General features: G+C 44.5%; 4 protein-coding genes. All 4 read right to left on the reverse strand.

Annotated features, from left to right (window positions below; genetic code table 11):
• On the reverse strand, positions 1 to 340 hold a 340-nt coding region (locus tag K2H17_RS04800), incomplete at its 3' end, for a helix-turn-helix transcriptional regulator (RefSeq protein ID WP_300132048.1).
• 966 nt (positions 341 to 1,306) lie between these two features.
• Complete coding sequence (locus K2H17_RS04805; RefSeq protein WP_300132051.1) at positions 1,307 to 1,870, reverse strand: NAD(P)H-dependent oxidoreductase; 564 nt, start codon at positions 1,868 to 1,870, stop codon at positions 1,307 to 1,309.
• 65 nt (positions 1,871 to 1,935) lie between these two features.
• Positions 1,936 to 3,009, reverse strand: coding sequence for a bacteriophage abortive infection AbiH family protein (locus K2H17_RS04810; protein ID WP_363319923.1), 1,074 nt, complete (start codon positions 3,007 to 3,009; stop codon positions 1,936 to 1,938).
• 104 nt (positions 3,010 to 3,113) lie between these two features.
• Positions 3,114 to 3,869 (reverse strand): glycosyltransferase family 2 protein (locus K2H17_RS04815; protein ID WP_300132056.1); only part of this gene is annotated, 756 nt, incomplete at its 5' end.

The following is a 3,869-nucleotide window of genomic DNA, read 5'->3' on the forward strand; positions in this document are numbered from 1 at the left end:
AGTCTTGCCGTGGATTTTCGTTGCACTCAAGGGCGAAGCCAATTGTTTGATCAGTAGGCGATTGACTGCGGTCAGCGGCTGGCTGTGGGGCGTTTTGAGGCGCTGAGATTTCAATATTTCCATTCGTCACCATATTCCCCTCGCCAAACATCAGCCATACGATGTTGAGATTGGGGTAGGCGGAGTGGATTTTGCTGATGATTTCGTCGCTCACCTTTTTGTTGCGGCCTGCAAGTAACTGACTGCCAGTTGGGCGAGGGATTCCACACTCATCTGCAAACTGGGTTATGCTGATTTGACGGCTGTCGAGATAGTGTTTGAGTCTTGAAACAAGGTCCATAATGCAAACTCTTGGAAATTTTGTTTTGTAATGCGTTGCAAATGTAATTATATAATTTTGAATATGCAAATTTAGAAATGAAAACTTTAAAATTTATGATTGAAAATCGTGGAGTGCGAGCGTTGAGTTTGTAAATGTGTGTTTGTAAATTGAGTTTGCGATTGAAATGGGTAGATCTGAATCAATACTTTAAGTTAAAATCGTAAATATGCGAAATATTTAGTAGATATGGCCTATTTGTTGTTTTTGTGGGTGAGCGTGGATGCTGGGCGCCGGGTAGGATTGATTATATTAGAGTGATGGTTTATATTATATTTATAATTGCGGTGGAATTCAACTGTTTAAATTGATTGTTAATGCTTTGTAATTTACATTTGAATCGTGGGATTTTAGAGTTTGGATATATGTGTGATTGAGGATTGGAATTGTAAAAAAGGTGGTGAAAATGTAAATTTCTAAAATGTAAACACCTCGAATTGGAGGTTTGAAAGTTGAAACTGTAACATTGTAAATTCAAACAGATGTAAACGCAAAGAGTGTAAATGCAAATGGAAATTAAGAATTGGGATTGCAAATAGATATTTACTGTTTGAAACAGTGATGCGTTGAGTTTGTAAACTCAAATAAGTGATGTATAAACAAACTCTCAATATTGCAGAGCATCCGCCTGATGCTCACTGTTATAACAAGTCAGTAGTATAAAAAAGCGATTTGCTTAACAATGATTAACTCATAATATTTTGTTTTAAAAATATTAATACACTAATTATATGGCATTATCTATTGATAACACAACTCTACATTTCCATATTTGACCGGGATCTCAATTATGGTGCTGAATATCGCATTCTCCTGCCCTTATATAAATAAGCTACGGCGTGGTCCGGAGGGATCCGGAACCACGCCGCAGGATGGGGTGTGCGTATTAAGTGATGTGGATAGTGTTCTGGAGGCGCTTTGCGCGATCTATTTCAGCGCTTTTTCGCGGGCCAGAGCCAGGAAACTGTCACGGTTTTCGGCCGGGCCATGAGCTGTCTGAGGGCAGTTGTGCCATTCAAGATTACGGAAGCCTACGGCATCACAGATGACCTGGTTGAGATAGGAGAAAAACGAGCTGAATCGTTCGGTCGGCGATTGGGAGGTGGTCAGCATGATTGTGGCGGGAATGTCGATTTTGTCGGGTATGAGTTGTCCGGAATCGCTGTAACGATAGGCGTTGCCGAAGAGCAGGACTTTGTCGAAAAAGCCTTTGATCATCGCCGGCATCATGCCCCACCAGATGGGGAAAATGAAGATGAGCCGGGTGGTGGAGTCGAGGATCTGAAGGTATTTTTCGACGAGCGGATCGGCGGTCTCTCCGCGGCTGTAAAGGCGCAGAGATGATGCGTCAAGGGCTGGGTTGAAACCGTCGGCATAGAGATCGATGACGGTGTAGGTTTGCCCGGCGTTGTCCAGTGATTTCTTTATTTCCTGAAGGACCGCATGGTTGAAACTTCCTTCATAGGGGTGTGAATAGATTATGGTTGTCATAGGCGGTATAAGATAAGAATTAGGTATGAATGACTCTTGAAAAACGCCGTCGCGGAGGGTTTGGTTTAGGCCTTCATCAACTCATCCATATTAAAGAATTTAACCTGCTGAGGATTCACTCCTAATTCGGTTAAGGCTTTTAAGGCTCTGATTTCATCGTTGTCGTTATACTTGCTGATGCTCCATGAGAGCGTTTGTGGATTTTTATTGGATGTGATCAGAGTGTTGATATAGGGGAGGTCGACAGTTGAAAAAGAAAAGCCCAATACGATGATTTCAGAAATATCATTAAGTGATTTGAAATAATCAGCTTCAGCCTCAATTATGGTATTGACCGGTTTACGCGATTCGTCATAGTAGGTTTCAATTCGTTCAGTCAGATATTGATATTCTGGAATATAGCATGTCGGCTCGCGATATAGTTTCAGATATGGCGTCGGGATGTATATTTTCTTTCCTTTCTTAACTATCGGACGGTATTTGCTTATGCGTGTATACCATTGGTCAAAAATGTCGTCTCCGTTTTCACCATGACCAACGATAAGGCCTTTGGATTTACTTCCGCGTTTGCCGTGAATGTAATTTATACGTCTGGATTCTATTCCATATTGAGATTCAAGAAAGTCTGTATAGTTGAAAGTGAGAAATCTGGCTTTCTGTTCGATGTGGATTTTGCGAGTTTGGTAATCATCTGGAGTTTTTATTGAAGAAATCCATTGCGAGAATCGTTTTTTTAGTCTGCCAACCAATTCTATTGCAAAGTCTGCGCCCCAGTCTCCTGATAAGAATATTTCTGCTGTTGTCAGGTTTTCAGCCTCCCGGCCTTTGAGAGATGGCAGGAACGGCATTGCCAGATCAAGAAAGTAGCTACGGCTGACAAAAGCCATGCTCCGTTCGAAGTCGCACCACAGGGCATCGTAATCACAGACCCTACGATAAGTTTCGAATACTTGTCGGTCATGTTTCTTAAGCCAATAAGCAAAGTGTTCGTATGAACTGTTGATATTGTGATGGCGATCAAAACCATTCCCAATTATATAAAGTCGGCACATTTGATTTAGGTTATTTTTACACAAAAATACAAAAATTATCAAGATAAATTTAAGATTATCAATAAATATCACAGCCTCGGTTTGCATGCTACTGAAGCATTGCAAACCGAGGCTGTGATTAATGTCAAATGAGCAATAGGAGGTGAGACTCTTGCGCTGTTTTTTGAATTATTATTAGATGTGAGGGGTGACTACTTTGTCTGGGTATAGGTTGTGTTGCGGACTTTGGATGCCATCACTTCGCCGGCTTTGTAGAGGTAGCGGGAGGTGTCGAGGAAGAAGTTGGAGTTGACGCCGTTTTTGCGGTAGGCGCGAAGGTGGTCGGAGAGGATGCGCAGGTGACTTTTGACGCCGGAGGTCGAGGCGCCCCCGGTGCGCATGGTGACGCAGTCGAGCGGGAGGTAGCGGGTTCTGATACGCTGGATGTAGATCAGGCGCAGGAGGTGTTCGAAGTCGGCGGCGACGCGGAAGCTGATGTCGAAATTGCCGTGGCGTTCGTAGATGGATCGGCGGCAGTAGAAAGTGGGATGGGCGGGCTGGAAGCCGAGTTTCATCATCCACGGCCGGAAGGTGCGCGAGGAGTAGTAGCGGACACAGTGGGTCAGGTCGGAGTCGTCGACATAGTGGACGTCTCCATAGACGGCGTCGATCTCCGGGTCGGCGAGTTCAGCGGCGATGGTCGAGAGGATGTCGTCGGAGGAGTAGAAGTCGTCGGAATTGAGGATACCGATGATGTCGCCGGTGGCCATCGCGATGCCTTTGTTCATAGCGTCGTAGATTCCGCGGTCAGGTTCGCTGACGTAGCGCAGACGGCCCTGATAGAGGGGTTCAATTTCGCGGACAATGTCCATTGTGTTGTCCGACGAACCGCCGTCGACAATGATATGTTCGATCTGTGTGTAAGTCTGACGCAACACCGACTCAAGGGTGTCCTTAATGGTCGAACC

It is taken from the genome of Duncaniella sp. (assembly GCF_029054785.1).
Lineage (GTDB): Bacteria > Bacteroidota > Bacteroidia > Bacteroidales > Muribaculaceae > Duncaniella.